23 protein-coding genes are annotated in these 23336 nt (G+C 63.7%); 12 read left to right on the forward strand and 11 right to left on the reverse strand.

Annotated features, from left to right (window positions below; genetic code table 11):
* Positions 1-34: 34 nt before the first annotated feature.
* From AB7G19_RS24375 to AB7G19_RS24385, 3 genes are all read right to left on the reverse strand, one after another.
* A complete protein-coding gene (locus AB7G19_RS24375) occupies positions 35-1126 on the reverse strand; it encodes a TRAP transporter substrate-binding protein (RefSeq protein ID WP_063983601.1) in 1092 nt (363 codons plus the stop codon).
* A gap of 177 nt (positions 1127-1303) precedes the next feature.
* On the reverse strand, positions 1304-1561 hold the full coding sequence (locus AB7G19_RS24380; protein ID WP_014495671.1) for a hypothetical protein: 258 nt from the start codon (positions 1559-1561) through the stop codon (positions 1304-1306).
* Positions 1562-1625: 64 nt separating this feature from the next.
* Entirely contained in the window at positions 1626-2609 is a 984-nt protein-coding gene (locus AB7G19_RS24385; protein WP_441268834.1) for a DUF2778 domain-containing protein, read from the reverse strand.
* A 190-nt stretch (positions 2610-2799) separates the two neighbouring features.
* Here AB7G19_RS24385 and AB7G19_RS24390 point away from each other — a divergent pair, with 190 nt between their 5' ends.
* Positions 2800-3240: a DUF1810 domain-containing protein gene (locus tag AB7G19_RS24390; protein ID WP_441268155.1), complete on the forward strand. Its 441-nt coding sequence runs from the start codon at positions 2800-2802 to the stop codon at positions 3238-3240.
* A 134-nt stretch (positions 3241-3374) separates the two neighbouring features.
* Positions 3375-5456, forward strand: a complete 2082-nt coding sequence (locus tag AB7G19_RS24395) for a methyl-accepting chemotaxis protein (RefSeq protein WP_441268156.1) — start codon at positions 3375-3377, stop codon at positions 5454-5456.
* A gap of 15 nt (positions 5457-5471) precedes the next feature.
* Here AB7G19_RS24395 and AB7G19_RS24400 read toward each other — a convergent pair whose 3' ends face one another.
* From AB7G19_RS24400 to AB7G19_RS24410, 3 genes are read right to left on the reverse strand one after another with little or no spacing between them, the layout of a single operon-like run.
* On the reverse strand, positions 5472-6602 hold the full coding sequence (locus tag AB7G19_RS24400) for an acyltransferase family protein (protein WP_085399207.1): 1131 nt from the start codon (positions 6600-6602) through the stop codon (positions 5472-5474).
* Complete coding sequence (locus tag AB7G19_RS24405) at positions 6551-7141, reverse strand: NADPH-dependent FMN reductase (RefSeq protein ID WP_439036411.1); 591 nt, start codon at positions 7139-7141, stop codon at positions 6551-6553. Before AB7G19_RS24405 ends, AB7G19_RS24400 begins: the two co-directional genes overlap by 52 nt.
* Before the next feature lie 51 nt (positions 7142-7192).
* Positions 7193-8122, reverse strand: coding sequence for a helix-turn-helix domain-containing protein (locus tag AB7G19_RS24410; protein ID WP_441268157.1), 930 nt, complete (start codon positions 8120-8122; stop codon positions 7193-7195).
* A 301-nt stretch (positions 8123-8423) separates the two neighbouring features.
* Here AB7G19_RS24410 and AB7G19_RS24415 point away from each other — a divergent pair, with 301 nt between their 5' ends.
* Genes AB7G19_RS24415 through AB7G19_RS24425 form a run of 3 tightly spaced genes read left to right on the forward strand, consistent with a single transcriptional unit; the run spans position 8424 to position 11033 of the window.
* Positions 8424-9533 (forward strand): DUF2336 domain-containing protein, encoded by a 1110-nt coding sequence (locus AB7G19_RS24415; protein ID WP_441268158.1) that lies wholly within the window; start codon positions 8424-8426, stop codon positions 9531-9533.
* A complete protein-coding gene (locus tag AB7G19_RS24420; protein WP_028152715.1) occupies positions 9530-9862 on the forward strand; it encodes a PilZ domain-containing protein in 333 nt (110 codons plus the stop codon). Before AB7G19_RS24415 ends, AB7G19_RS24420 begins: the two co-directional genes overlap by 4 nt.
* A 49-nt stretch (positions 9863-9911) precedes the next feature.
* A complete protein-coding gene (locus AB7G19_RS24425) occupies positions 9912-11033 on the forward strand; it encodes an HD-GYP domain-containing protein (protein ID WP_441268159.1) in 1122 nt (373 codons plus the stop codon).
* Positions 11034-11469: 436 nt separating this feature from the next.
* On the opposite strand, the gene AB7G19_RS24430 is transcribed toward AB7G19_RS24425, so the two are convergent.
* Positions 11470-12147 carry a nitroreductase gene (locus tag AB7G19_RS24430; RefSeq protein ID WP_441268160.1) on the reverse strand — a complete coding sequence of 226 codons (678 nt, stop codon included), beginning with the start codon at positions 12145-12147 and terminating at the stop codon, positions 11470-11472.
* Positions 12148-12272: 125 nt separating this feature from the next.
* Between AB7G19_RS24430 and AB7G19_RS24435 the strand changes: the two genes are divergently transcribed.
* The 3 genes from AB7G19_RS24435 to AB7G19_RS24445 all read left to right on the forward strand — a co-directional run bounded on the left by AB7G19_RS24435 (position 12273) and on the right by AB7G19_RS24445 (position 14279).
* On the forward strand, positions 12273-13235 hold the full coding sequence (locus tag AB7G19_RS24435) for an alpha/beta hydrolase (protein ID WP_208071701.1): 963 nt from the start codon (positions 12273-12275) through the stop codon (positions 13233-13235).
* Between the two features lie 116 nt (positions 13236-13351).
* A complete protein-coding gene (locus AB7G19_RS24440; RefSeq protein WP_135216116.1) occupies positions 13352-13600 on the forward strand; it encodes a hypothetical protein in 249 nt (82 codons plus the stop codon).
* 322 nt (positions 13601-13922) lie between these two features.
* Positions 13923-14279 carry a PilZ domain-containing protein gene (locus tag AB7G19_RS24445; protein ID WP_441268161.1) on the forward strand — a complete coding sequence of 119 codons (357 nt, stop codon included), beginning with the start codon at positions 13923-13925 and terminating at the stop codon, positions 14277-14279.
* Positions 14280-14383: 104 nt separating this feature from the next.
* On the opposite strand, the gene AB7G19_RS24450 is transcribed toward AB7G19_RS24445, so the two are convergent.
* Positions 14384-14677: a DUF3551 domain-containing protein gene (locus AB7G19_RS24450; protein ID WP_441268162.1), complete on the reverse strand. Its 294-nt coding sequence runs from the start codon at positions 14675-14677 to the stop codon at positions 14384-14386.
* An 851-nt stretch (positions 14678-15528) separates the two neighbouring features.
* On the opposite strand from AB7G19_RS24450, the gene AB7G19_RS24455 reads away from it, so the two are divergent.
* The 3 genes from AB7G19_RS24455 (at position 15529) to AB7G19_RS24465 (ending at position 18215) form a co-directional block, all read left to right on the forward strand.
* Positions 15529-16638, forward strand: coding sequence for a DUF937 domain-containing protein (locus tag AB7G19_RS24455; RefSeq protein WP_441268163.1), 1110 nt, complete (start codon positions 15529-15531; stop codon positions 16636-16638).
* Between the two features lie 94 nt (positions 16639-16732).
* A complete protein-coding gene (locus AB7G19_RS24460; RefSeq protein WP_063983612.1) occupies positions 16733-17227 on the forward strand; it encodes a hypothetical protein in 495 nt (164 codons plus the stop codon).
* A 364-nt stretch (positions 17228-17591) separates the two neighbouring features.
* The gene (locus AB7G19_RS24465) at positions 17592-18215 is read left to right on the forward strand and encodes a septal ring lytic transglycosylase RlpA family protein (protein ID WP_441268164.1); all 624 of its coding nucleotides are present in this window, start codon (positions 17592-17594) and stop codon (positions 18213-18215) included.
* A 79-nt stretch (positions 18216-18294) separates the two neighbouring features.
* Here AB7G19_RS24465 and AB7G19_RS24470 read toward each other — a convergent pair whose 3' ends face one another.
* A complete protein-coding gene (locus tag AB7G19_RS24470) occupies positions 18295-19170 on the reverse strand; it encodes an MBL fold metallo-hydrolase (protein ID WP_441268165.1) in 876 nt (291 codons plus the stop codon).
* Positions 19171-19319: 149 nt separating this feature from the next.
* Between AB7G19_RS24470 and AB7G19_RS24475 the strand changes: the two genes are divergently transcribed.
* Positions 19320-20303, forward strand: coding sequence for a glycerophosphodiester phosphodiesterase family protein (locus AB7G19_RS24475; RefSeq protein WP_354179673.1), 984 nt, complete (start codon positions 19320-19322; stop codon positions 20301-20303).
* Here AB7G19_RS24475 and AB7G19_RS24480 read toward each other — a convergent pair.
* Together AB7G19_RS24480 and AB7G19_RS24485 are read right to left on the reverse strand one after the other, a co-directional pair.
* Positions 20300-21922 (reverse strand): ABC-F family ATP-binding cassette domain-containing protein, encoded by a 1623-nt coding sequence (locus tag AB7G19_RS24480; protein ID WP_063983614.1) that lies wholly within the window; start codon positions 21920-21922, stop codon positions 20300-20302. The two genes, AB7G19_RS24475 and AB7G19_RS24480, sit on opposite strands and share 4 nt — an antisense overlap.
* 346 nt (positions 21923-22268) lie before the next feature.
* On the reverse strand, positions 22269-23219 hold the full coding sequence (locus AB7G19_RS24485) for a helix-turn-helix transcriptional regulator (RefSeq protein WP_439036401.1): 951 nt from the start codon (positions 23217-23219) through the stop codon (positions 22269-22271).
* Positions 23220-23336 lie beyond the last annotated feature (117 nt).

Raw genomic sequence — 23336 nt, forward strand, 5'->3', positions numbered from 1 at the left:
GGGGCGCGGCGTAACCACCGCGCCCCCTTCACACTCAGGTCTTGTTGCGCATCTTGCTGAGCAAATAGTTGTCGTAGAAGTTTTCTGCGATCTGCGTGTAGAACAGCAGCTCCTTCATATAGGCGTCGTGGCTTTCCTTGGTGCGCTTGAACAAATCGCTCTTGGCGGCGAGCTCGTTCAGGTGCTCCTGGGTCGCGTTGTAGCAGGCTTCCAGCACCGGCTGCGGGAACGCCTTCAGCTCCGCGCCGTTGGCGATCAGCCGCTTCAGGGCCGCCGGATTCACGCTGTCGTATTTCTCCAGCATCCAGGCGCCGGCCGCAGACGCAGCCTGATTGACGATCGCCTGGTACTGCTTCGGCAAGCTCGCCCACTTCTCGTCATTGACGATCATGTGCAGCATCGCGCCGCCTTCCCACCAGCCGGGGAAGTAATAGTACTTGGCGACCTTCTGGAAACCGAGCTTCTCGTCGTCATAGGGACCGACGAATTCAGCGGCGTCAATCGAGCCCTTCTCCAGCGCCGCATAGACGTCGCCGCCGGCGAGCTGCTGCGGCACGATGCCGAGCCTGGCCAGCACATGGCCGCCCATGCCGGCGATGCGGAATTTGAGGCCCTTGAGATCGTCGACGGTCTTGATCTCCTTGCGGAACCAGCCGCCCATCTGGGTGCCGGAATTGCCGCAGAGGATGGCGTGCGTCTTGAACGGCTTCAACGCCTCGTTGGTGAGTTCGGCGCCGCCGCCGAAATACCACCAGGATTCCTGGTGGCGATGGTTCATGCCGAACGGCGCGCCGGTGGCGTAAGCCAGCGCCGGCTCCTTGCCGATGTAGAAATACAGCGGCGTCTGCGCCATCTCGACGGACGCGACGCTGACGGCATCGAGCGCCTGGAGGCCGGGAACGAGCTCGCCGGCCGCGAAGGTCTGGATCTGGAATTTGTTGTCGGTGGCTTCCGCAACGTATTTCGCGAAGGTCTGCGCCGTGCCGTAGATGGTGTCGAGCGACTTCGGGAAGCTCGAGGTCAGGCGCCATTTGATCTCGGGCGCGCCTTGCGCAATCGCAGGTGCAGCAACCAGCGTCGTCGCGCCGGCGACCGCGCCGCCCTTGAGGAATGTACGGCGTTTCATGTTGGGGTCTCTCCCTGGAGGTAAATTTTAAACATATCGGCGTCCGGCGACGGTCTTCGCGGACCGTTTGCCCGTTCCTATAGCGGAGTTCAAGCCGGGAGCGGAAGGCCTGCTGGCGTCCGTAGCCGGGATGGCGCGCAGCGCGATCCGGGCGACGAGAGCGCGTTGAAAGGCCGCTCAGAGCAGCTTCGCGCTCACGAACAACGCGCGCACGGCGTTGGTCGCCTGCACCGCGAGCATGGCGTTGTCGGCGGCGCCTTCGAGCGCCGCGACCGCCTCTTCATGGAGCGAGCGGAATTCCATCCACTCGACCGATTTGAAGTTGGTGAGGAATTGATAGGCCTGGCCGACGGTCGCAATCGCCAGCGTGTCGCCGTTCAGCTTGATCTTGAACGTCGTACGCAGCGGGGTCTCGGAACTCTGGGGATCACTCATGGGCTGCTTCTGGACGAGGTGGGCTTAACGAAGGGGAAACGGCACCCCCGCCGTCCAGCAAATATCAGGAGTCGGTGCTCGCGCGCTGCGCGGCTATCGCCGATCCACTCAGGCTCGGCACCACGACCAGGCGGTTGAACTCACCATTGTCCCAGGCCTTGAGGAAACGATCATAGTCCTTGATCGAGACGCAGCCGTTGGAGTCGCCACGCGGTCCGAGCATGTAGCTGTGGGTGAGCAGCCCGACGCGGCCAAGCGCGCTGGTACCCTCGGTCGGCGTCAGGCGCAGCGCGCGGATGCCGTGGAACAGCTTTTCACGCGGCTTCAGATCGTAGGTCGCGGGCGGGGTCGCGCCGACCATTCGCTGGTCGACATGATTGGGGTCGTCCATCAACGCGCCCATGCCCGAATGGGCTTCCAGCGCGACGCCGCTCGGCAGGTAAAGCGCCTTGGCCTTGATGTCATAGACCGCCGTGCGTGAATCGTAGCCGAGCGCGGCGAGATCAGGCGCCCTGCTGAGCAGGCCGTCGCCGGGCGTCAGCGAGGCCAGCTTGATCTTGTCGGTGAACTTCTCGAAGAAGTTGCGGTTGTCGACCCGGGGATTGGTCTCGGCATAGGCCTGGCTCGAGGCGATCTGGGACGCGAGGTCTGCCTGGGTCGGGCGCGAGCGCGGCATCGGGATGGCGTCGGCGCGCTGCGACGGCCTGGTCTCGTCAACCACGTGCCGGTCGTCATCGGTCAGGGTCGAGCCGGTCAGGGTCGAGCGCCAGTCGTCGCCCTGGAGTTTTTGGGCCAGCATCGCCTTGGCGTCGCGCAGCTTGAGCTGGACCACGCTCACCGCGGAGCGCTCCAGCGTCCGCAGGCCGAAGTCACGGGCCGGCGGGCTGCTGGATACCGAAGCGAAACGGTCGTCAAACGAAGGGCCATTGGCCGGAGGCAGTGCGGTGGCCGGAGGCAGTGAGGCAGTGACCAGCGGCGCCGAATCGCCCGTGTCCGCGACCCAGGCGGCAGCTCCCAGTGCCAGCGCGACGGCTGCCAAGGACAGCAGTATCGTCTCCGCTCGCCCAATACGGCGGCGCGACAACAGCCTTTCGGCGCTTGCGCGGTCGGAAACCATTAGATCCCCAAATCGACCCCCGGAGGGCCCAACCCCCGTCCGGAGACTCTATACCAGCCATCGCATTGGGAGCCAAAACTTAGGCATAATCGCGGCCGGCAAGCCCCCCTTGAGGTATCCAATGACCGATCCTTTCGACCTAGAGCGCTTTGTCAGGGCCCAGGACCCGGTTTTTCGCGACGTCCAGGGGGAGCTGGCCCGGGGCCGGAAACAGACTCACTGGATGTGGTTCGTCTTCCCGCAGATCGCCGGCCTCGGCTTCAGCACCATGTCGCAGCGCTACGCAATCGGCTCGCGCGCGGAAGCCAGAGCCTACCTCGCCCACCCCGTACTCGGTCCGCGACTCATTGAATGCACCACGCTCGTGCTTGCCGTCGAGGGACGAACCATCAACGCGATCCTCGGCGCGCCCGATGACGCCAAATTCCGCTCCTCGATGACGTTGTTCGGCGCGGTCTCCGACGAACTCGTCTTCGACCAGGCGCTCGCCCGATATTTCGCAGGCGAGCGCGACGGCGCGACGCTGGAGATGCTCGCCAGGCTCGATCGGCCGGCGCGCTAGCGCGACCTACGCCTAGACGAATGGACGCATGCAGGCGGGGCATGGCGGCCGGCAGCGTAAACTCCGGATTAACACCGGCTGCCTATCGTTTGCGCAGAATAATTTTCTTCCCCGCGCCAATTGCCGGACAGATCATGAAAATCGGTACGCTGCTGACCACCGCCATCGTCTCGCTCTCGACAGTCGGCGGCGGCCTCGCCGTCTACGTCGCCGTGACGAAGTACCAGACGATGGACAGGATCGCCGAAGCGCAGGGACGACTCGCGATCGTCCGCGCCGCCAGCGACATCCCGCGCTACCTCAATCCCGAGCGCGGCTTTGCCACCAACATCCTCTACGGGCCCGCGACGGTCGATCCGGCGCAGCTCACCGAGCACGACAAGCTGCGCAAGCAGACCGACGGCGCCCGCGACAGGATGAACGCGCTGCGCAAGGAGCTGCCCGGCCCGTTCGACGACGGCGCCACCATCGGCAGCAACATCGACGCGATCAATTCGAAATTCACCGCGCTCCGCGAGGCCATCGACAAGGCGATCGCAGGACCTACGGATGCCCGCAAGGACGCGGCCAAAAAGGTCGTCGCCGACAATGCCGTGCTCAATGCCGGCGTCACCGCGCTGCTCAACGAGCAGGTCCGCCGTATCGCAATCCTGAACGGCGACGCCTATCGCCAGTCCAACTACGCCAACATCGCCATGACGCTGCGCGACGTCGGCGGCCTCAATTCCAGCGTGCACAAGAACCTTGTCGGCGCGAAGAAAGTGGCCAACGACGCCGAGAAGGCCGACATGGCCCGCATGCAGGGCCGCAACGACCAGATCGTGATGTCGCTGATGGAATTGCGTGGCAATGCGGCAACTCCGGCTAACGTCGCCGCGGCGCTGGAGACAATGAACTCGAACTATGTCGAGGAATTCGGCCGCGAGATGAAGCTCGTCAAGGACGGCGCCGTCAGCGGCAAATACGAGCACGATGTCGAGACCTTCTACGTGGCGTCCCAGAAGGGCCTCGGGTCCATCATCGGCGTCCGCGACGCCTTCTACGACAATGCCGAGCAGATCCTCGCCGGCGCTTCCTCCGCCGCGCGCACCAGCTTCACCATCGCCCTCGCTGGCCTCCTCGCCGTGCTGATCGCCAGCGCGGGCCTGATCGTGATGGTCCGCCGCCGCGTCTGTGCCCCGATCGTCAGCCTGACGACGCGGATGTCCCGCCTTGCCGACGGCGACGTTGCGGACGAGATCCCCGGCGCCGAGCGTTCCGACGAGATCGGGGGGATGGCCTCCGCCGTCCAGGTGTTCAAGGACAACATGATCCGGGCCGACCGGCTCGCAGCCGAGAAGCAGGCCGAGAACGACGGCAAGATGCGCCGCGCCCAGGCGCTCGACGGGCTCACCCGTGCATTCGAGGCCAAGGTCACCGAGCTCGTCGGCGGCCTCTCCCGCGCCTCCTCCACCATGGAAAGCACGGCGCAGTCGATGACCTCGACGGCGGCCCAGACCAACAGCCAGGCCGCGGTCGTCGCCGCCGCCTCGCAGCAGACCTCGACCAACGTGCAGACGGTCGCGAGCGCGACCGAAGAGCTGACCTCCTCGATCTCCGAGATCGGCCGTCAGGTGGCACAAAGCACCGAGATCGCGGCGCGCGCCGTCGACAACGCCCGCCGCACCGGCGACACCGCGCGCGCGCTCGCCGAGGGTGCCCAGAAGATCGGCGACGTCGTCACGCTGATCCAGAGCATCGCCGAGCAGACCAATCTGCTGGCGCTCAACGCGACCATCGAAGCCGCCCGCGCCGGCGACGCCGGCCGCGGCTTTGCGGTCGTCGCATCCGAAGTGAAATCGCTGGCGGGCCAGACCGCCAAGGCCACCACCGAAATCTCCGAGCAGATCACCGCGATCCAGTCCGCAAGCGACGAGACCGTGAACGCGATCCGCAACGTCGCCGACGTCATCGCCGAGATCGACCAGATCGGCACCGCGATTGCCGCTGCGATCGAGGAACAGGGTTCGGCGACCCGGGAGATCTCCCGCAGCGTGCAGGAAGCCGCGCGCGGCACCCAGGAGGTCAACACCAACATATCGGGCGTGCAGCGCGCCGCCGACGACACCGGTGCGGCCGCAAGAGAAGTGCTGGGCGCGGCCGAGCAGCTCTCGACCCAGTCGCGCGATCTCGCCGGCCAGTTCGACCGCTTCCTCGGCGAGGTCAGGGCCGCCTAAGAGCGGCCGGCGGCATCAGGCCGCTCTTGTCACGATCCGCCTGCGTCCCAGGTCAATGAATGGCACTTCGACGAAGCGACACATCAGCCAGGCCGCCGGCGTCGTGATCAGCAACGCTGCCAGGAACAGGACCGCTGCGCGGATGACCGGATCCAGCTCGACCGGCAGCAGACGAGTCGCGATCGCAAGCCCGATCATGTGCAGCAGATAGAAGCTGTACGATATTCGTCCAAAGAACCGGGCGATATCGAGATCCAGCGGCCGCAGTGCGACGAGCTTGCCGGGGCTGAAGGCGGCAAGCCAAATCAGAACGGACGCGCAGAGCGTTTCAAACGCGATCGTTACGGCGGTCTGCTTGCGAACCGCCACTATGACCAGGACAACAAGAGCGATGGCTGCGATCGTCGCTGCCCAAGGTGGTTGCGATCCCCTGGTCAGCGTGGTCCGGCTTGATTGTACGAGCAAGCCAACGACGAACGCGTAGAGCGGCGCAAGATTGGTGAAGCCGCCCAGCAAGTGAACATAGGGTCCCCAGAACGCAATTGCGAAGAGAAAGGTGACCAGGAGCCACACCGGGGTCGTGCCATGACGCCTCAGCAGAGCGTGGGATATCAGGATCACCGGAACTGCGACGCACTCCACGGTCAGGGACCACATCACGCCGTTGATGTCGCTCTTGATGAGGAGCGCATTGAGGACGACGTTGAACGGGTCGAACGAGGGCAGAAAGCCGATATAGAAGCCGAAGGTTTGATAGGCTAGCGTCAGCAGGAGCACCGTCGCGACAGCGGCAGGGAGCAGCCTGAACAGGCGATGACGCACGAAGGTGACCGGATCGGGATCTCGATCCAGCGATCGCGCGAGAAGGAAGCCGCTGAGCACGAAGAAGACGACGACCGGCGCCATTCCGGTCGCGACCATGTCCCAAGACAGCATGCAGGCGTGAAACGCAAGCACCGACAGGGCCGCATAGCCACGCATGGCCTCAAGTCGCGGCAGAAACGCCGAATTCTCACGCAATTCCATTGGGCTGAATGGTTGGCGCGGCAGATCGCTGACGGCAACCGTCCCCCTGCGCGGAACAGCATACGGCATCAGTACGGCGGCGCCTTGCGCGTCCGCTGCGCCTTGGCGGCCTCGATCCACCACAGCAGGTCGTCGGCAAAGCGCGGGAACGAGCGCTCCAGTGCCTTGCCGCCCTCGCCGATCGGCTCGCTCTCGGCCGACAGCGTCTGCGCGATCGGGCCGACGCCGATGGTGCTCGACACCACGACCATGCCCATCTCCGACAGCGTGCCATGCCAGGCGGTCGAGGCGCGTGCGCCGGACAGTCGGCCGGCCGAATAGCTCACGATCGCGGCCGGGCGCCAGAACCACTCTTCCAGGAAGTGATCGGTGAGGTTCTTCAGGCCAGGCTGGATGCCCCAATTGTATTCGCCGGTGACGAAGACGAAGCCGTCGGCGCCGCGGATCTGCCCCGCCAGCTTCTCGAGCGCCTCGGGTGCCGTCCCCTTGGGATATTCCTTGTACATGCGGTCGAGCATCGGCAGGCCGATCGCCTTGGCGTCGATGAACTCGACCTCCTCGCCGCGCTGGCGCAGGCGATCGATGACGAAATTCGCAAGGCGGACGCCCATGCGGTCGGAACGGTAGGAGCCGTAGAGGACGAGGATGCGATTGCTCATGGCCGGGACGCTAGCACGAAACGGCGGTACGGCCTCAACCGATTTGCCGCGCTACCGTTGTCGTCCGAGCTCCAGCGTTTGCGACGGCGTCTCGCCGAACTGGTCGCGATAGCTTCTGGAGAAGTCGCTGAGATGCCAGAAGCCGAACGCCAGTGCGACGGCCTTGACGCTGTCGGCACCGGCGAGCAGGCGCTGACGCACCAGCCACAACCGGCGCAGGCGCAAATAGCGATGCAGGCTCATGCCGCGATAGCGGCGGACGACGTCGTGCAGGGTGCGGACGGACAGGTTGAGCTTGCGCGCGATCTCCTCGCTGTAGATCGGCTGCGAGAGGTCGTCGGACAGAAGCGCGCGGATCTCCCGGAAGATCCTGAAATTGCGTTCGTCATTGGGACGCAGGGTCCATCGCGCGGCAACGACGCTTTCGAATGCGTCGTCGACGGCGCCAAGCAGGGACTCCTTCATGGCTGCAGCCTTCAGCGGCACGTCCGCGGCTCCGATCGGCTCCGACGCAGCAGCCAGCACCTCCCGGACCAGGCTGCGCAGCCGGTTCAGGCTCGCGGCCGTCGTTTCAAATATTTTGAAGCTGGATGTCGCGTGCGGCCAGCCGCGATCCGTCACCCCCGGCCTGAACACCACCGAGGCAATTTGCCGCTCCACCTCCTCGATGGTGGTGTAGGCGGCGCCGCCGCTGCCGATGACGATGACCGGTCGGGCCCGCTGCGAGCCGTTGAAGCGGATGGGCACGTTGAGCTCATCCATCGTGAATCCGATGGCGGTGCAATTCTCGACGAGCTGCGCGTCGACGACGCGGGGAAACGCCCGCGTGAAATTCACGTCGCAACCGGGCAGCGACAGAATGGTCTGCTCGGCCGAAATCCTCCGTACGAAGGGCGTGAACTCGAAATTCAGGCCTCGTATGGCATTTCGAAATTCATCGACGTCGGAGAAGCGAAATACCCTGGGCGCAATATCGTTCATGGCAATGTGAAACGTCGCGTCGTAACCAACGCGCGTCCGGCGGCGATGCCGGCCGAGTTTCCCCCTTTCGGTTGTCCCGTTCGACCGAAAGAATCATCCTAATTCGTCTCGTTCAGTTGGCGAGGGTCCCGTTCAAAGGACAAGTCGCCGCATCGAGTCTCGCCGAATTTCGATAGCGTTTCCAGCGCCGCCAGCGGTGCGCTGATACCCCGTCGATCAAGCTCTAAATTTCAAATTAACGCATGTCAGGCGGAATGAAGGTCATTGGATAGTCGCGATTTTTTTGAGTCAGGCCCCTGCCATGATGGCAAATTTGCCTGCTGATATTCTGGTTGAGCTGGAACAGGCGGTCGCTAGTTGCCCGCCGGACCGCTGTGCACGCATCCTATCCGGCATTGTGCAGTTGCTCACCGGTAGCCGCGACCGGCCTCAGGAATTGCTCGCCGGCGTGGTTGACGGCGTTCTGCTGCGATTGACGGAACGCGTCGAGGCCAAGGCGCTCGTCCAACTCAGCACGGCGCTTGCCGAGCTCAAGGTGGCCCCGCCCGAGACATTGCAGCGCCTTGCCTCGCACGACGACCCGGACGTGGCCTGTCCTGTCCTCCTCAAATCGCAGGCAGTCTCCGCCGCCGATCTCGCGGCGATCGCGGCCTCGTGCGGCGAGCGGCACCAACGCGCGATCGCCGCGCGCAACTCGATCGAGCCTGAAGTGGCCGAGGCGCTGATCAAGCGCGGCGGCCCGATCTGCCTTGCGCTGATCGAGAACCCGGGAACCCAATTCTCCGAGGCAGCTTACACCGCGTTGATCGCCAGGGCCGATCCGGACGGCGAGATTGCCAAGGCGCTGGTGCTGCGGCCCGGCACGCCCGACCTGGTCGTCCGGAAGCTGCTGTCCCAGAAGGCGCCGGCCCCGAAGGCGCCGGCCAAGGCCAACGCATCCACCATTCCGCCCGCACAACGCGCCGCGCTTGTTCCGCCCAAACTGCCCTGCCCGGCCGACTATGCGAGCGCGAGGCCGGAGATCGTCGCCCTCAGCCGCGTCGGCAAGCTCAACGATTCCACCGTCAACCGCTTCACGATCCGCGGCGAGACGGCCAATCTGTTCACGGCGCTCTCCGTGCTCTCCGGCGCTCCGATCGAGATCGTGGAGCATGTCATGACCGATGACGATTGCGAGGGCCTCGTCATGGCCTGCCGGGCCGCACGGCTGAACTGGGCCACCACGCTTGCAATCCTGAGCAACCGTAGTGGCTCACGGCTCTCCTTCGTCGAGCGCGAACGGGCGCAGCAGATTTTCGAAACGCTTCTCTTGTCGACCAGCCAATGGACAGTGCGCTGGGGGGAAATTGCAGCGAGTGCCAACCCAAGCGATGCGGGACATCGCGGCACAAAAATGGGGGTTAGCCGATGAGGTTCGACGGTCGAAAGGCGCTTCGCGTACGGATGGATCACAAGCAGGCTGTCAATCTGATGGGCTCCGACGGCACCTGGCGACGCAGTTGCTTCCTGCTCGACGTGTCGCAAAGTGGCGCCAAGATCGAGGTCGAAGGGACGCTCGACGTGCTCCAGGCCAAGGAATTCTTCATGCTGCTGTCATCGACGGGTCTTGCCTACCGGCGGTGCGAATTGGTGTGGATCGACGGCACCATGGCCGGCGTGCACTTCATCACCGCAGACGGCAAGAAGAAGCCGGCGAGCGCAAAGGCGGCTGCCGCGCCAAACTCCACGCCGAGCAAATAGGCTCCAGAATTCATCGAGCTCATTCAATGTCACCATAGTCTGGTCCGCCGTGCAGAGTGCCCGAACCATATCCAGCCCCGCCAAAAATGACGGCGGCGTCCGAACGACGGAAGCGGTTCGCCCGTTTGTGCATGTGCTGGCCGATTCGTCCGACAAGCTGGCGGGCGTCTGCTCGGCCCTCGAACGGCAATTTACCGTCGCCGGCGAACGGCTCGATGCGGAAGCCAGGCTGTCACAAGTGCCATTCGCGGTCGTGGTTCGCGCGGAGCTGCGTGACGTCGGCACCATCGCGGCCATCAAGAAGCGCGCCGGCAAGCTGGCGAAAGCCACGAAGCGCATCTTCCTCGTCGAGCACTCGTCTCACGTCGGCATCTCGCAGGCCTACGCACTCGGCGCCACCCTCGTTCTTCCCGGGGCTCTCAACAAGAGCAAGCTGCTGGCAGCGCTGGCTGACCCGGCCGAACCGGCCTCTGCTGGCTCAAGTGACGCAGCGCAACCGGACAACGCCGTCGAAGCCGCGGCGACCGCCATCGCGTCGATGTTCACGGCCGTCACGCTCGGCGAGCCCCTCGACGTCGACGGCACGAAGGAAGCGGGCCGCAGGATCGCCGACCGCATCACCGAGCACGGCCTGTCCGAATGGCTTGCCACCGTGCGGCGTCACCATGAGGGAACCTACCAGCATTGCCTGCTCGTGACCGGCGTGGCGATCGACTTCGGACTGAGCCTCGGCGTCGGGCGAGCCGATCTCGAGCGGCTGTATTCCGCGGCCATGTTCCACGACATCGGCAAGGCGCAGATTCCGCTTGCGATCCTCGACAAGCCCGGCCGCCTCGACGCCGACGAACGCGCCATGATCGAGAAGCATCCGGCGGCGGGTTACGAGTTTCTGAAGGATCACGAGAAAATCTCGCCCGAGATTCTCGACGCCGTGCGGCATCATCACGAATATCTCGACGGGAGCGGTTATCCTGACGCGCTGTGCGGCGAGAGCATCAATGACATCGTCCGCATTCTGACGATCTCGGACATCTTCGCCGCGCTGATCGAACACCGGCACTACAAGCCGACAATGCCGCGCACCGAGGCCTACAACATTCTTTGCGGGATGACCGGAAAGCTGGAGAAGGCCCTCGTAACCTCGTTCAAGGAGGTTGCGCTCACGCGATAACCGCGCAGGCTGGGCGATCCCGCAGCGAGGACCTCGTCACGAACCGCGCTTAGTGCGTGGCCCGGTATTTGGCGCGGTGCGGAATCGACCGGGAGGCCAGTCCTTCCGCAAGCAGCTTCATGTCCTCGCGTCTGCCACTCCGGATCAGCTTGCCGAGCTCATCGGGTGTGAAGGGAAGATTTGGATCATCATCGATCGGATACCGCGGTCGCGGACCGAAGAACCGTCGAACCAGGCTAGCCAGCCGCCGCATGTCGATTCCCTCGCGCCAGCAACAAACCTTTCACTCCCCGTATTGTTCCTCCCGCGCGATCGAGATTGCAAGAGGCCACCAGCGGCTCAGCATCAAAAAAAATCGACGAGAGAATAATCTCCCCTCTGCCGCCTCCGCCGCCTCGCAGCGTCAGCCGGCTCTGAGCATCTGTGACTTCCCGCGCTAGTCGGCAAAGCCGACATAACGCACGAAATCGTCGTTGCCCTCGCGATCGGAGCGAACGGCGTTCGCGGCGAAACTGTCGTCGGGATAACCCATCGCGACACAGGTCATGATGACCTCGTCTTCCGGAATCCTCGCGACCTCGCGCACGATGTCGGAGCGCATGATGCCCTGCCCGTTGATCACCGAACCGAGACCGCGATCCCAGGCCGCGAGCACGATGCCGTAGCAGAGCGCGCCGAGATCGAAATGGCAGACCGCGCCGGGATCCAGCACGCGGTCATAGGTCAGCACCAGCGAGACCGGCGCGTCGAACTGGCGGAAGCCGCGCAGCACCCAGTCCTGCCGCATTGGCTTGTCGTCGCGCGCAATTCCCATCGCGCCGAACAGCTTCTTGGCGATGTCGACCTGCCGGGTGCGATGAATGCCCTGGTATTCGCCATGGCTGATGATGTCGCGCTTGACCTTGGCGCCGCCGACCATCTCCTCCATGTTGCGGCGGCGCAGCTCTTCAAGCGGAGGGCCTGTGAGCACATGCACATGCCAGGGCTGGGTGTTCATCGACGACGGCGCGCGCTTGGCGCTCTCAATGATCGCCTCGATCACCGCGCGGGATACCTGCTGCTGCTTGAAACCGCGCACGCTGCGGCGCGACTGGACCAGCGTTTCGAATTCCAACTCTTGACCTCCCTGACCGTTCATTCCGCGGCATTGCAATTGTAACGCGTAACCGGTTGCCGATGCGGTACGCCAAATCTATGCTACCCCGCAAGCAAGACCAAGAACCCAGCGAGGACCTGCAAATGCCCGCACCGCTCGATCCCGTCATCGCCCAGATCATTCCGCTGCTGCCGCTGCGCGATCCCACCACGATGACGCCACAGAGCGCGCGCGATGCCTTGCGCGCACTGGCTGCCTCGCGTGCGGATGTGCCGCCGCCCCCCGTCGACACGGTGCAGGATATCAAGGTGAAAGGCGGCGCCGGGCCGCTCGATGCACGTGTCTATCGCGTCGGCCCCAATCCTGCGCCAACCGTAGTCTTCTTCCACGGCGGCGGCTGGGTCGCGGGCGATCTCGAAACCCACGACCGGCAGGCGCGCAATCTCGCGATCGAAACCGGCGCGGTCGTCGTCTCCGTCGATTATCGGCGCCCGCCGGAAACGCGCTTTCCCGGCGCCTTCGAGGACGCGTTCGCTGCCGCAAGTGACATCTTCAACCGCGTCGCGGAATTTGGCGGCGATGCAAAGCGTCTCGGCGTTGCCGGCGACAGCGCCGGCGGCAATCTCGCAGCCGCCACCGCGATCGCCTGCCGCGACGCCGGCATCACGCTCGCGGCCCAACTGCTGGTCTATCCCGTGACCGACGTCGTCGGGGGCTACGCGGATGCGCGCGAGAACGCGCCCTATCCGTCACGCACCGAGAATGCCGACGGCTATTTTCTGACACGCGCGACGATGGAATGGTTTTGCGGCCACTATCTCGCCGATCCCAAGGATGCCGCCGACTGGCGGGTCTCGCCGCTCCGCGCCGCTTCGCTCAAAGGGCTCGCGCCCGCGATCGTGACCACCGCATGGTTCGATCCGTTGCGCGACGAAGGCGCGGCCTATGCACGGGCGCTGGAGGCCGCCGGCGTCCGCGTCAAGCACCATGAGGGCCCCGGCCTGATCCACGGCTATTTCGGCCTTGGCGATGCTTCCGCGGCCGCGAAGGCCGAGGCGCAACGCGCACGGGCCGATTTCAAGACACTGCTCGCGCGCGGAATCTGAACCGCAGATGAATGGAAAAATCCGCGACATCGGTCGTGGCGCGCATCGATCCTGCTTGATTGCGCCACGATTCGCGGTTCCAATCCGCTTGGTAATTTTGTCCTAGGGAGACACCCATGATGAAGCGGATTTTTCTCGCAGCGATCGTCGCCACCTTTGCAGCGGGCTCGGCCCTCGCGGACGACACCTGCGAGAGCAAGGCGGTCGGCAAGGACGGCAAGGCGCTCGCCGGCGCCGCCAAGACCTCGTTCATGAAGAAGTGCAAGGCCGACGCTTGCACGCCCAAGGCCGTCAGCGCCGACGGCAAGCCGCTTGCCGGTGCCGCCAAGAACAGCTTCATGAAGAAGTGCGAGGTCGGCGCCTGATCGCCGCTGGTTCGCCACTGCTGCACGGACACTCTGCAACTCCGTCGTGCCCGGGCCTGTCCCGGGCATCCACATATGTGTGTCCGTGCGGCACAGATCAGATGGCCGGGCCAAGTCGAAAGCACGACCATCCTCTGGTAACATCGTCGTCAAGCCGTTCGAATTAACCACCAATTCGATCCAATTTTAATAAGACAACAACGCTGCTTGTTAGCGTGAGCCGCACAGATCAACGTGCGGGAATTGCCGTTTTCCGGATATCGGCGGGACCGGGAAAGTGACTTCGTCGAGTGCGATCGTCTTTCATTGGGAGCATCTCGCCATGATCGAACGTCGTGCAATGAAGCGCATACCGATCAACCGGGCCGCGCGGCTATCGTTTGGTGAAATTCACGGGACTCATCCGTGCCTGGTGCGCGATATCAACGCCTTGGGTGCCCGCATTTCCACGCCGTACTACATATTTGCCGACGAGTTTGTGTTGTCGTTCGACGGCCATTCCGGAATTTTCTACTGCCGCGTCGTATGGAAAAAGGCGACGCTCTGCGGCGTTTTATTCCTCCTGCGTCGTCGCGCGCCAAAGGCAGCGAACGATTCCGGCGCGCCCGCAAATGTGGTGCGACTTGATCGCCGGCTCGTGTGCCGCGGCGGGGTCTTTAGCCCGGACGTGTCGGCCTGACTGCTCGCGCGCGCCGACGATGCTATCGAATAGGTCCGGTCACTTCCCGTACCGGCTCCATGCGACGGTCGGTGTCTGCTGCATCGCCGTTGTCGCCGGGCGCATCAGTATGGGGTTGATGAACGCAATCGGCCGCCTGATCGCCTCGCCTGCGGTTGCTGCCAATACGGGTTCTCCACGCACATCGCGGAAAGTCCGATCGCCGACGCTCGGCACTGATCCCATGACGTATAAGCGCATTCGAAATAGGTGCTGCCACCCCACTCCCATCTCTGAAGGCAGACGGGATGGCTGGGATCGTAAGTTTGGGCTGTAGCCGAGGCGATCGCCAGGATCGCCGCACTGCCTAGAATTAGCCAACGGAGCATCCGCATCGCCGTCTCCTCCAAATGGATCATCCAGCTTTCCGGTTCGACCGCCGCTCATGTGGAGACAGGAGACGCCTTGCGACGCTTCATAGCTCCTGCGTCGTCGCTCGACAAAAGCGGGGAACGATTCCGTCGCGCCCATATCGGCGCCTCAGCGCTCGCCCCGGGCCGGCGGACATAGCTCATCCGATAAGTGGTCCTGAGCCTTGCTCGGAAAGCCCCTGCAGCCGCCATCCTGCAATATCACTGGTCTTTCCGCATTGCTCGCAAATCAGGTGAGAGCATCCCCTAGCTCGTCCCCGCTGAACGTTCTCGCGGGAGGCTTCACATCCGCAGCGCGGGCAAGCTAGCGCCGCGCGCCCGCATCCAGGGCTTGCGAGCAAGAAACTGGCGAAGTTCGATACGCGGTCGACGATCCTTCTGATCAATTTGGATTATCCAAACGACGGCCCCGGACTTGGGTTGAGTGTGAGGTTCCGGGACCGTCATCGAGGCGCGGACCGCAGCCCACCCGCGCACTGCCAGTAACGTGGATGTCCGCGCGACGAACAATTGTCTTCTGGTACAATCCCACTGCGCGTCATCATGCCCGCTAGCGGGCATTGCGGTGCTCGGAGCCGATAGCCAATCCTGGCCCGTCAGCGAAACATCGATGCCTCTCAACCAGGTCCGCCTGATGGGCCGCAGCGCACTGGATATCTCGCGCCGAACTCTTCGCATTTGCCCTGCACCCAAGACCTTTGATCTGGATCAAGGAGTCGAACTATCGATGCAATCTCAACTTGGGCGATAGGCGCCGTTCGGAACCATCGACGCCTGTCACATCAAATTCGCGAATTAGGGGGCAACCAACAGACCTGCAACGTAGTGGAGAGACCGCCATGGCCGTCAATCTCATTTCAGCTGCACAACAGCTCCTGACCCCTGAAGTCATTGCGCAGATTTCCTCCTTTCTTGGGATGGACCGAAGCGCGACGCAGAAGGCCGCAATAGCGGCCATCCCGACAATACTGGCCAGCCTGTCGGATCTGGTCGGAACCCCGGCCGGCGCCAATCAACTGTCAAAACTGCTGTCACAACAGCAAGGCAGCAATCCCTTGGATATGTTGCGCAACGCCGGCGCCCCGGACCTGGCTCAGACGGGTTCAAGCATGTTGTCCGGACTGCTTGGAGGCCGAACCATGGATACCATGGCCCAGGCGATCGGCAGTTTCGCGGGAATGGGCGATGGCGGCGGCAAGTCGTTACTCGCCGTGGTCGGGCCGCTGGTCGTGGGTATGCTCGGCAAGCAGCAGCATGACGCCGGGATGGATGCAAACGGACTGGCATCGCTTCTGCGCTCGCAGAAAGATCAGATCATGGCGGCGATTCCATCGGGCCTCAGTGATCAACTCGGCGCCGCGGGCCTGATCGACAAGGCACGCAGTGGAATGGCCTCGGCCGCCGCCACAGGGAGCCGGATCGCCGGCGTTTCCGGCGCTACTGGCGCGAGCCAGGCCGCCATGGCCGCCGGCCGGTCGCAATGGCCATATTGGCTCGCCGCGCTCGTTATCGTTGCCGGGCTTGCCATATATGCGCTTCAGCGTCCGACCGAGCCGACGGTCGCTCAGAGTACAAACATTACGCGGCCCTCAACCGGAACTGTGGGCATGGCGCCCGCGGATCTGACCGTTGACGGCGTGAATCTGGCGAACCAGGTCAATTCGTCCCTTGGTACGCTGCAGGCTCAACTGCCGACCATCACCGATGAAGCTAGCGCGCAGGCGGCCCTGCCGAAGATCAACGACGCCATCTCACAGCTGGATGGCGTCACGGCACGAGCTGCCAAGCTTTCTCCGGAAGCGCGACGCGCGCTTGCCAAGCTGATCGTCGCGGCGGCGCCGGCCATCAATCAGATGTGCGACAAGGTCTCGGCGACACCGGCCGGCACGATCGCAAAGCCAGTGATCGACAATCTTCGTGCCAAGCTCGACCAGTTGGCGAAAGCCTGAAAGCCAGAGACGTCACACGCAATAAACTCGCCACACTTCAGGACGGGACGTGTTTCCCACCCTCCCGTCCTGCAAGATGAAAGGAGAAGACTCCATGGCCGACAAGACCAGTTTCACCAAGGATGAATGGGCGCTCCTCCTGAGAAGCCCGATGAATGCTGGAATGGCCATTACGGCTGCCGAACCGAGCGGATTGTTTGGCCTTCTGAAGGAATCATTTGCTGGCGGCACCGCGCTCGCCCAGGCGGCCACCGATCCCAATGCCAACCCCTTGGTAAAGGCTGTGGTCGCCGACTTCCAGACGAGCGACGGCCGGGCCGCGGCTCATGACGGGTTGAAGGCAGAGCTCGGCAAGAGCACGCCGGCCGAGATCAAGACCAAGACGATCGCATCGTTGCATGAAGTCACGGCGCTGCTTGCTGCGAAAGCTCCGGATGATGCCGCGGCTTTCAAGGGCTGGCTGCGTCAGATTAGTCAAAAGACGGCTGAGGCTGCATCGGAAGGCGGAGGGTGGTTTGGTGGGGGTGTTCAGGTCAGCGACGCCGAGAAAGCAACCCTCGGCGAAATCTCCAGCGCGCTTGGCATCTGATCTCGGTGGGCCGCACGGCCCACCTCTACGCGCCCTGCACCATTGGTTGCTGGATGACGGACCCGTCGAATGACGGATTGTCCAGGTTTGATCTGAATCAGACGCGTACCTTGGCCTGGATTGAGAGTTTGCATAGCACCCACTATGCACAATGCCCCTACCAGAGCCGCTGGCTTCCCCCCAAGGCCAGCGGCTCTTCTTTGCGACGATGTGCGGGCAGTTGGGCAAATTCTCGTTGCGCGTCGGCTGGGCGCTGACCGAAATGGCAACTCCGCTGCCTTCCACGGCAACGTTGACATATGTCAAAGCCGGCAATTCCTGGAACCGAACTACTCCAACCAGCTGAGGCGCTGGGGGGGCCATCATGAAACGATGGAGCGGTCAACCTGCACTGCTCGCTGCTACCGCGATTGCTGCATCATGCATCGCACTCGATGGTGGAATTGAATTTGCGCATGCGAAGTTCAGTCGAATGACGAAGTCGGCGATTGTCCCTGGCGCAACGCCGCGGGACGTGCATGACCATACCCGCGACGCAAACGGTTCGCCAAACGCCAACGACCTCTCCTCGCTCGCCACGAAATCACCCCGACGGCGTCAGCGCGCAGCAGGGCAAGGCCCGAAAGCGCACGGCGACATTCGGCGCGCAACGCATCGGAAGAGCAACCATCAGCATGCATTTCATAAAAAACATCCTAGAAGGGAAACCCCACTGTTTGGGCTTGCGAGTTTCTACTCGGAAGATCGGATGACCGCGAGCGGCGAGAGGTTCAACAAGCATGCGCTGCATGCGGCGCATCCGTCCTTGCCTTTCGGAACGCGCCTGCGCGTGACTAATGTCTTGAACAAAAAGTCCGTGATCGTGAGAGTCAACGACCGTGGTCCATTTGTTCATGGACGCATCATCGACGTTACATCGGGTGCGGCCCAGGCCCTTGGAATGATCAAGATCGGCGTGGTCAATGTCACGCTTGAAATCGTTCGATGATGGCCGCCCATTTCATATATCGACGGCGGCCAGGCCGTGATCAATACGGCGGGAAAGGACTGATTTGGGCGTACACGGCCTAGTCCCGCTTGAACCGATAGTCGAACGCCCCACCCAGCGGCTTGATCAGCCCGACCGTCGGCGCCGGAAAATGGATCGGCAGGATCAGCGTGTCGGTGTCCGCAACGGAGGCGAAGAACTTTCGCCGCGAGACCGCCGATTGCTTGGCATCCCAATCCGGCTTCGCCGACCAGTCCGGCTCGCGGCACTGGATCTGGTGATGCATGAGATCGCCCGCGACCACTGCGCGGCGCCCGTTCGAAAAGATATTCACGCAGCAATGACAGGGTGAGTGCCCCGGCGTCGGCGTCAGCGTGACGGTGTCATCGAGCGCGTAGTCGTCGTCGACCAGCAGCGCCTGCCCGGCCTCGACGATCGGCAGGCAATTGTCGCGGAAGACGGTGCCGGGCGGATTGTTGCCTTTGGCATTCTCCGCCTCCCAGGCAGCGTACTCGCCCTTGTGAAAGACGTACTTTGCATTCGGAAACGTCGGCACCCAGCGGCCGTCGCGCAAGGTCGTATTCCAGCCGGTGTGGTCGATGTGCAGATGCGTGCAGAAGACGTAGTCGATCTGCTCGAAAGAGATGCCGAGCGCGAACAATTCGTTGCGCCAGCGCTCCTTGCCGGGAAAGTCGAACGGCGGCGGATGGCCCTTGTCCTCGCCGGTACAGGTGTCGACGAGAATGGTGTAGCGCGGCGTGCGCACGACAAATGTCTGGTAGGTGATGACCATCATGCCGCGCGCGGCATCGAACACCTCCGGCTCCATCGTCGGCAGATGACGGGCGAACACGCCCTCGTCATAGGCCGGGAAGAAATCCTGCGGCCGCCGCCACGGCCCTTCCCGCTCGATCACCGCATCGATGGTGATGTCGCCGATCCGCAGTTGCTTCATGGTTGTTCGCTCCCTTTTTTTTGGGAGGGAACGTAGCGGGCGACATAGGACCGTTCAAGCCGCGAGGCGTACAGGCCTCCCATGCACCCCGATTGCCGCAAATCAACCTCAAACGCCGCCGACGATAACCCTGGAATGGGGAATATCTGGTGGGCAGGAAACTCAGAGTCGTCACGGCAGTCCTGATTGCCGTGGCCGCGGGCGTCTACATCAACAACACCGATCTGCTGGCGCCGCATCGCGACGGCAAACCGGTGCTGCTCGCGCATCGCGGTATGGCACAGCGGTTTGACGAGCGCGATGTGAGGAACGACACCTGCACCGCCGCGCGAATGTTGCCGCCGGCGCATGACTACCTCGAGAACACCCTCCGTTCGATGCATGCGAGCTTCGACGCCGGCGCCGATGCGGTCGAGCTCGACGTGCACCCGACGACCGACGGCGAATTCGCCGTTTTCCATGACTGGACTCTCGACTGCCGTACCGACGGCCAAGGCGTCACGCGCGAACAGAGCATGGCGAAACTGAAAATGCTTGACATCGGCTACGGCTACACGGCCGACGGCGGCAAGACATTCCCGTTTCGCGGTAAAGGCATCGGGATGATGCCGACATTGTCGGAGGTGTTCGCCGCCTTCCCTGACAAGAAACTCCTGATCAACGTGAAGAGCCGAGACCCAAACGAAGGCGAGAAACTTGCCGCCGTGCTGAACGCGCTCCCGGCCGAGCGGCGCCGGACGATCATGGTCTATGGCGGCGACGAGCCCATAGACGTGATCCGTGGCCTCACCCCTGATGTCCGCACCATTTCGCGCGGGGCCATCCGGAGCTGCCTGATCCGCTATATCGGCTATGGCTGGACCGGCCTGATGCCAGCCGCCTGCCGCAACGCGATGGTGCTGGTACCGATCAACGCCGCGCCCTGGCTATGGGGCTGGCCCGATCGCTTCCTCAATCGCATGACCGACGCCAACAGCGCGGTCTTCGTGCTCGGCCCCTACAGCGGCGGCGAGTTCTCCACCGGCATCGATACGCCCGAATTGTTCGCCCGGCTGCCGCAAGCCTATTCCGGCGGGATCTGGACCAACGAGATCGAGGCGATCGCCACGATCTCGCGCAAGAGCAAAAACTAGCTCCGCAGCCCCGGCGCTTCCTGCCCGGTGCGCGCGACATATTCCGTGTAGCCGCCACCGAACTGGTGGATGCCTTCCGGCGTCAGTTCCAGCACGCGGTTCGACAGCGTCGCCAGGAAGTGGCGGTCATGCGAGACGAACAGCATGGTGCCCTCGAAATCCGCCAGCGCCGTGATCAGCATCTCCTTGGTGGCGAGGTCGAGATGGTTGGTCGGCTCGTCCAGCACCAGGAAGTTCGGCGGGTCGAACAGCATCTTGGCCATCACGAGGCGCGCCTTCTCGCCGCCCGACAGCACGCGGCAGCGCTTCTCGACATCGTCGCCGGAGAAGCCGAAACAGCCGGCGAGCGCGCGCAACGACCCCTGCCCCGCGGTCGGAAACTGGTCTTCGAGCGACTGAAACACGGTGCGCTCACCGTCGAGCAGATCCATCGCGTGCTGAGCGAAATAGCCCATCTTGACGCTGCCGCCGACTGCCACCGTGCCCTCGTCCGGCTCGCTCGCACCGGCGATGAGCTTGAGCAGCGTCGACTTGCCGGCGCCGTTGACGCCCATCACGCACCAGCGCTCCCTGCGGCGGATCATGAAATCGAGGCCGTCATAGATGCGCTTGCTGCCGTACCCCTTGTAGACGTTCTTGAGCGCCACGACGTCCTCGCCCGAGCGCGGCGCCGGCGGAAAATCGAATGCCACGGTCTGGCGGCGGCGCGGCGGCTCGACCCGCTCGATCTTGTCGAGCTTCTTCACCCGGCTCTGCACCTGGGCGGCATGAGACGCGCGCGCCTTGAAACGCTCGATGAACTTGATCTCCTTGGCGAGCATGGCCTGCTGGCGCTCGAACTGCGCCTGCTGCTGCTTCTCGTTCTGCGCCCGCTGCTGCTCGTAGAACTCGTAATCGCCGGTATAGGTCGTGAGCGATCCGGAATCGATCTCGATCACCTTGGAGATCACGCGGTTGATGAACTCGCGATCATGCGAGGTCATCAGCAGCGTGCCTTCGAAATCGTGCAGGAATTTTTCCAGCCAGATCAGGCTTTCGAGATCGAGATGGTTGCTCGGCTCGTCGAGCAGCATGACGTCGGGGCGCATCAAAAGAATACGCGCCAGCGCCACGCGCATCTTCCAGCCGCCGGAAAGCTTGCCGACGTCGCCGTCCATCATCTCCTGGCTGAAGCCGAGGCCGGACAGCGCCTCGCGCGCGCGGCCGTCGAGCGCGTAGCCGTCGAGCTCCTCGAACGCGTGCTGCACCTCGCCATAGCGCGCGATGATCTCGTCCATCTGGTCGGCCTTGTCGGGGTCGGCCATCGCGGCCTCGAGCTCGCGCAACTCGGCTGCGACCTCGCTCACGGGACCTGCGCCATCCATCACCTCGGCCACGGCGCTGCGGCCGCTCATTTCGCCGACGTCCTGGTTGAAATAGCCGATGGTAATGCCACGATCGGTCGAAACCTGCCCTTCATCGGGCAGTTCCTCACCGGCGATCATCCGGAACAGCGTGGTCTTTCCCGCGCCGTTCGGGCCGACGAGGCCGATCTTCTCGCCCTTGTTGAGGGCGGCGGAGGCTTCGATGAACAGGATCTGGTGGCCGGCTTGCTTGCTGACGTTGTCGAGGCGGATCATGGGGTCTTTTTGGGGGGAATGTTGCGTTGCAGCGTCATAGGCCATACGGGCCGCCAGGGGAAGCCCGGCCGGGCCCGGATTCCACCCCGCCAGACGCCGGCTTCCTGTAATTCATCCCGACGCGACGCTTCGCGCCCGCTGCCTGCCGTCTCGCTGTCCGCTTCCAGCCGAAGCGCGCTGTCCGAGCGGCAAGGCGTGACGTCCGCCAATGTCCCATCTAGCGGACTTGCCGCTACCGCCCGTCAGGCGTCGGCTTGTGACCCATAGCGGTCATGGGACCTTCTTTGCCCGCCTGCATCCGGGAGCCTTTCTCGCAATGATGCTGTTCCCCGCATAGGCGATGCTGTCAACGTGCACGCCGTCGCCAATTGCTCGGGGTATCCCCGGTCAGCTTCCTGAAGGCGGCGGCGAACGCGGTCTGGGAAGAATAGCCGAGCGCGACCGCGATCGAGATGACCGACGCGTCGGTGTCGCGCAGCATGTTTTTGGCCTCCTCGAGCCGTTGCTGGCGCCGCCAGGCATGTGGGGAAAGCCCGGTGCTCTTCTTGAAAGCGCGGCAGAAGTGGAAGCGCGACAGACCGGCATCCGAGGCGAGCGTGGCCAGGGAGACGTCAGCGTCGATGTCCGAGTGCAGGCGCTCGATGGCGCGGCGCAATACGACCGGTGAGAGGCCGCCCCGCGTCGGCTGGAACGTGGACGGCGCGCCGACATGCGCCGCCAGCAGGCGCGTGGCCAAGAGGTCCATCAGCTGATGCCTGAACAGTGTATCCACGACGACATTGCCCACCACGGCGTCGGTCGCGGTCAGGAGCAATCGGGATGTAATGGGGTCGGGATGCGCCGTTCGCTCCAGCAGATCGGTCGAGGTGGCGCTGTCGACCTCGCCTGCAACCCGCTCGAGCGTGGCGTGCGGAAGATAGAGTTGGATGACATCGACAGGTTTCGGAATATCCCACCCGGAGCTCGATCCTTCGGGGATGATGATCACGACTCCGGGACGAAACGTACCGATCGCAACCGCGCTTCCCATCCGCCGCTCCATGCGCTGCACCGTGCCGTTGTAAGCCATGATGACGTGATGGCTCATGGGCGCGACGACGTCGTGCAGCGGGTCATGCTTCCAGTGGGCGATTCCGGCGCCGGAGGAATCCAAAGCCATGTGAAATGGCGTGGTCCCGAGCACCCGCGCCATTTCTGCACCGGCGGGAGGGCGCTCGGCATGAGCCGGAGTGACCTGGCACGCCTCAGGCGCAACTGACGCGTCCTCCAGGGAAGCGCGCAAGATATGCTTGTTCATGAACGTATCCTCGCACTCGGGAGGCGATGCAGGTGGTAAGCCGTGCCTCGGCTCGGCCAGGTTTGTTGCGTTGATTGCGAACGTCAGTGCGCGTCGAGTGCAGGCGGGCCAACCATT

It is taken from the genome of Bradyrhizobium sp. 215_C5_N1_1, assembly GCF_052075935.1.
Taxonomy (GTDB): domain Bacteria; phylum Pseudomonadota; class Alphaproteobacteria; order Rhizobiales; family Xanthobacteraceae; genus Bradyrhizobium; species Bradyrhizobium barranii.

Coding starts and splice junctions, on each gene's coding strand:
- AB7G19_RS24375 (WP_063983601.1), bottom strand. CDS start 1,126: ATGAAACGCCGTACATTCCTCAAGGGCGGCGCGGTCGCCGGCGCGACG.
- AB7G19_RS24380 (WP_014495671.1), bottom strand. CDS start 1,561: ATGAGTGATCCCCAGAGTTCCGAGACCCCGCTGCGTACGACGTTCAAG.
- AB7G19_RS24390 (WP_441268155.1), top strand. CDS start 2,800: ATGACCGATCCTTTCGACCTAGAGCGCTTTGTCAGGGCCCAGGACCCG.
- AB7G19_RS24395 (WP_441268156.1), top strand. CDS start 3,375: ATGAAAATCGGTACGCTGCTGACCACCGCCATCGTCTCGCTCTCGACA.
- AB7G19_RS24405 (WP_439036411.1), bottom strand. CDS start 7,141: ATGAGCAATCGCATCCTCGTCCTCTACGGCTCCTACCGTTCCGACCGC.
- AB7G19_RS24410 (WP_441268157.1), bottom strand. CDS start 8,122: ATGAACGATATTGCGCCCAGGGTATTTCGCTTCTCCGACGTCGATGAA.
- AB7G19_RS24415 (WP_441268158.1), top strand. CDS start 8,424: ATGATGGCAAATTTGCCTGCTGATATTCTGGTTGAGCTGGAACAGGCG.
- AB7G19_RS24420 (WP_028152715.1), top strand. CDS start 9,530: ATGAGGTTCGACGGTCGAAAGGCGCTTCGCGTACGGATGGATCACAAG.
- AB7G19_RS24435 (WP_208071701.1), top strand. CDS start 12,273: ATGCCCGCACCGCTCGATCCCGTCATCGCCCAGATCATTCCGCTGCTG.
- AB7G19_RS24440 (WP_135216116.1), top strand. CDS start 13,352: ATGATGAAGCGGATTTTTCTCGCAGCGATCGTCGCCACCTTTGCAGCG.
- AB7G19_RS24445 (WP_441268161.1), top strand. CDS start 13,923: ATGATCGAACGTCGTGCAATGAAGCGCATACCGATCAACCGGGCCGCG.
- AB7G19_RS24450 (WP_441268162.1), bottom strand. CDS start 14,677: ATGATCCATTTGGAGGAGACGGCGATGCGGATGCTCCGTTGGCTAATT.
- AB7G19_RS24455 (WP_441268163.1), top strand. CDS start 15,529: ATGGCCGTCAATCTCATTTCAGCTGCACAACAGCTCCTGACCCCTGAA.
- AB7G19_RS24460 (WP_063983612.1), top strand. CDS start 16,733: ATGGCCGACAAGACCAGTTTCACCAAGGATGAATGGGCGCTCCTCCTG.
- AB7G19_RS24465 (WP_441268164.1), top strand. CDS start 17,592: ATGAAACGATGGAGCGGTCAACCTGCACTGCTCGCTGCTACCGCGATT.
- AB7G19_RS24470 (WP_441268165.1), bottom strand. CDS start 19,170: ATGAAGCAACTGCGGATCGGCGACATCACCATCGATGCGGTGATCGAG.
- AB7G19_RS24480 (WP_063983614.1), bottom strand. CDS start 21,922: ATGATCCGCCTCGACAACGTCAGCAAGCAAGCCGGCCACCAGATCCTG.
- AB7G19_RS24485 (WP_439036401.1), bottom strand. CDS start 23,219: ATGAACAAGCATATCTTGCGCGCTTCCCTGGAGGACGCGTCAGTTGCG.